General features: G+C 63.7%; 4 protein-coding genes. 1 reads left to right on the forward strand and 3 read right to left on the reverse strand.

Annotated features, from left to right (window positions below):
- Window positions 1-66: 66 nt before the first annotated feature.
- Window positions 67-1,260, forward strand: coding sequence for an MFS transporter (locus AB4Z11_RS25160; protein WP_442028509.1), 1,194 nt, complete (start codon window positions 67-69; stop codon window positions 1,258-1,260).
- Here the strand turns inward: AB4Z11_RS25160 and AB4Z11_RS25165 are convergent, their stop codons facing one another.
- The 3 genes from AB4Z11_RS25165 to AB4Z11_RS25175 all read right to left on the reverse strand — a co-directional run.
- Window positions 1,261-1,851, reverse strand: a complete 591-nt coding sequence (locus tag AB4Z11_RS25165; protein ID WP_442028510.1) for a hypothetical protein — start codon at window positions 1,849-1,851, stop codon at window positions 1,261-1,263.
- Window positions 1,839-2,498, reverse strand: a complete 660-nt coding sequence (locus AB4Z11_RS25170) for a lytic transglycosylase domain-containing protein (protein WP_442028511.1) — start codon at window positions 2,496-2,498, stop codon at window positions 1,839-1,841. The genes AB4Z11_RS25165 and AB4Z11_RS25170 overlap by 13 nt, the downstream gene beginning before the upstream one ends.
- The coding region (locus AB4Z11_RS25175; protein WP_442028513.1) for a proline--tRNA ligase at window positions 2,498-4,129 on the reverse strand (1,632 nt) is incomplete at its 5' end. The genes AB4Z11_RS25175 and AB4Z11_RS25170, both read right to left, overlap by 1 nt.

Here is a 4,129-nt window from a genome sequence, read left to right on the forward strand (position 1 = left end):
ATGGTACATAAGCTCGCTTGCAAAGCGAGCTTATGTACCATTTAGTGCCTGACCCCATCGCGAAATATGAAGCCTCAGCTCATCGCCCTGCCTCTCGCCAGCCTGACTGCGGTTGGCCTGCTCGCTTCCGATCTTTATCTGCCAGCTTTGCCTGCCATGGGCGCGGAACTGCATGCGTCCGTGCCGTCGGCGCAGGCGACGATGGCGCTGTTCATGATTGCGCTGGCCTTGTCGCAGCTGGTGTGGGGCTGGGCGGCGGATCATTTCGGTGACCGCACCACCATCCTGTTCGGTACGGCGCTGCTGGCAGGCGGCAGCCTGCTGTGCGCGCTTGCGCCGGACATTGGCGCCATGCTGGCCGGCCGGCTGGTGCAGGGCCTGGGCGCAGGCGCTGCTACGGTCGCCGTGCCCGCCTTGATCCGGCGCCGCTTTTCCGAAGCCGATTCTGTCAAGGCCCTGGCGATGGTGGCAATGGCGGAATCGACCATCCCCGCATTAAGTCCGGCAGTTGGTGCAGCGATCGTGCTGTATGCCGACTGGCGCGTGACGTTCTGGGTGATTACCGCCTTGTCGCTGCTGTTGATGCCGTTGGCCGCGCGCATTGTCGGCAGTYCCCCCGCCAAGCGCACAACGTCGCGTCTTGGCGCTGATCGTGGCGCGCTGTTACTGGTCTACACGCCTTTGCTGCGCAACCGCGGCTATCTGCGCTTTGCGCTCAGTTATGCGCTGATGTTCGGCGCCCTGCTGATGTTCGTCGCCAGCGCGCCGGTCATCGTCACGTTGTCGATGGGGCTGAGCATTCGCGCTTTCGCGGTGCTGCAGATCTGCGGCGTGCTGGCCTTCATGGGTGGCGCGACGGTAGCCATGCACCGCGTAACGCAATGGGGGCCGGAAAACCTGCTGCGTACAGGCAGCGGACTGCAGATGCTTGCCGGGTTCATCATGACCTGGCTGGCGTGGGAGGACAGCTTCAATCACCTGGAGCTGACTGCATTGTGGGCGCTGTTCTGCGCGGGGCTCGGCATCCGCGGACCATCCACCATGGCAGGCGCGCTTCAGGCTGCGGGAGAAGACGCCGGGAAAGGCGCCGGTTTGACGATGTTCCTGTCCTTTGCCGCAGTGGCCGGCGCCACCATGCTGGTAGCGCCTCTGCTGCCGCTTGGCCTGCTTTGGCCAGCGGTTCTGCTGACAGCCATGTCCGTGGCCAGCACCATACTGCTGCCCGAGTCGATCCGCACCTGGGAAGTCGGCAAACGCTGATTAGGGCTTATCCGGATACCATGCTACCGGCACGCGGCGGACCAACTTCAGCCGCTGGCCGGTCCACTCATAAAACGAAATGCCGCGCAGCTTTGGATCTTCGTTCGGCATGCCGATCAACACAAGCAGACGGCTGTCCGCTTTGAAGCGCAAGGCTCCCGATCCATGCCAGTCGCCACCCGGCAGCAAGTCCTGATGCACGTTGACCGCGACATTCGTGGCGATGTGGTCGAAATAGACCTTCCCTGTGCGGGTGTCGATGAAGGCGAACATGGTGCAGTCCGTACCGCAACCCCACTTGGCAAGTGTGTAGTGCCCTGCAAAATTGGGGCGTTCCTTGCCCCACTCCTTGATCTGCGTGCGGAACAGGCGCGACTCCGCGCTGGCGCGCCAATGGGTTGGCGCCAGAGGCCCCAGGTAAATCGTGGCCGGGTAATTTTCGAAGCGCGGCGCGTCGGCGGGATAGTGAGACGCGCGAATGGTGAACTCGTTGTAACCCTCGTCATCGCCCGCGCCGGGCTGCCTGGCGGCCGCGCCCAGGCTCAAGGTCAGCAAGGCGGCGCAGCACAGATAGCGGATTACATTTTCCATTTGTTCCAGGCCGCGAGCACGGCGTTGGGATATTCGGGACGTCCGCGGCTGCCGTTGTAGCGGCCCAGAGCCATGAACAGGTTGCCGCCTTCCATGTCGAGGTACATGCGCAGGATGGCGCAGCCGTAGCGCAGGTTGGTCTGCATATTGAACAGCTTGCGGCGGTCGCTGTCGCCAATGATGTTGGTCCAAAACGGCATCACCTGCATATAGCCGCGCGCGCCGACGATCGACACCGCGTATTTGCGATAGGCCGATTCGACCTGGATCAGTCCCAGCACCAGCCCCGGATCGAGTCCGGCGCGGCGTGCTTCGTACCAGGCGGTTTCGAGGAATTCGCGGCGCTGCATTTCATCCGGCAGCTTGCGTGTGAGCCGGCCGGACATCGCGGTGAACCACACGTCGTAGGACGCCTTGTCGGCCGCATTGGCAAACGCCGGTTTGGGCGGATGCGCATCCAGAATCGCGTTCGACAGCGCCAGCCGCACCGAGTCGGCCAGCGCTTCTTCCTGCTGGTTGCCGGCAAAGCCGAAGGGCGCCGTCAGCACGCCGGCCGAGAAGGCCAGCACATGCCACCAGCGCAGCGGCCGCGCCCACCAGCGGCGGCGTTCGCGGCCGGTGCGGGGCGGCTTGGCTGCGGCGGGCATCACTGCTGCACTTTGGCCTTGACGAAGGAGACGATGTCGGCCAGCGGCACAGGCGTGGCTTCGGCATCGCGGCGGCCCTGATATTCCAGGTTGCCTTCCTTCAGGCCACGCTCGCCGATCACGACGCGGTGCGGCACGCCGATCAGTTCCCAGTCCGCGAACATGGCGCCCGGGCGCAGGCCGCGGTCGTCCACGATCACGTCGATGCCGGCCGCTTGCGCCGCGRCGTACAGTTTCTCCGTTTCCTCCTTCACCAGCTCGGAGCGGTCCATGCCCATCGGGCACAGCACCAGTTCGAACGGGGCCAGCGAGGTCGGCCAGATGATGCCCTTGTCGTCGTAGTTCTGCTCGATCGCAGCGCCCAGGATACGGGTGATGCCGATACCGTAGCAGCCCATCTGCAGCGGAGCAGGCTTGCCGTTTTCGTCCAGGTAGGTGGCCTGCATGGACTGCGAGTAGGCGGTGCCCAGCTGGAACACGTGGCCCACTTCGATGCCGCGCTCGATCGCCAGCACGCCTTTGCCGTCCGGCGAAGGATCGCCTTCCACCACATTGCGCAGATCGGCGATGATCGCAGGCTCGGCCACGTCGCGGCCCCAGTTGGCGCCGGTGAAGTGGAAATCGGCTTCGTTGGCGCCGGTTACGAAGTCGGCCATCAGGGCCACGGTGCGGTCAGCCACCACGGTGACAGGCGCCTTGGTGCCGATCGGCCCCAGGTAGCCCGGCACGCAGCCGTACACTTCCTGAATTTCGGCTTCGGTCGAGAAGCGGTTCTGCGCCAGGCCCGGCACCTTGCTGGCCTTGATTTCGTTCAGCTCGTGATCGCCGCGCAGCAGCAGCATGAAATATTCCTTCTTGCCGTCTTCCTTTTCCACAGTTAGGGCGATGGTCTTCAGGGTCTGCTTCAGGTCGATGTTGAGCAGCTTGGCAACCTCTTCGCACTTGGCCGCTTTCGGCGTGGAAGTCTTGGTCAGCGCAGCCGATGCGGCGGCACGGGTGCCGGTAGCGATGGCTTCAGCCGCTTCGATATTGGCCGCGTAGTCCGAGGTCGGGCAGTAAATCAGCGCGTCTTCGCCGGTGGAGGCGATCACGTGGAATTCATGCGAGCCAGTACCGCCGATGGCGCCGTTGTCCGCCGCCACGGCGCGGAACTTCAGGCCGAAGCGGGTGAAGATGCGGGTGTAGGCGTCGTACATGATCTGGTAGGACTTCTGCATGCCTTCCAGGTCGCGGTCGAAGGAATAGGCATCCTTCATGGTGAACTCGCGGCCGCGCATCAGGCCGAAGCGTGGACGGCGCTCGTCGCGGAACTTGGTCTGAATGTGGTAAAAATTCAACGGCAGCTGGCGGTAGGATTTGATCTCGCCGCGCACCACGTCGGTGATCACTTCTTCCGAGGTCGGCTGGATGGCGTAGTCGCGGCCGTGGCGGTCTTTCACGCGCATCAGCTCAGGACCCATCTTGTCCCAGCGGCCAGTCTCCTGCCAAAGCTCGGCCGGCTGCACCAGCGGCATCAGCAGCTCGATGGCGCCGGATTTGTTCATTTCTTCGCGCACGATCGCTTCGACCTTACGGATCACTTTCAGGCCCATCGGCATATAGGTATAGATGCCGGAACCCAGGCGTTTAAT

Origin of the sequence: Pseudoduganella sp. RAF53_2 (assembly GCF_052113985.1) — a bacterium.
In the GTDB taxonomy this organism is placed as follows: Bacteria; Pseudomonadota; Gammaproteobacteria; order Burkholderiales; family Burkholderiaceae_D; genus Rugamonas.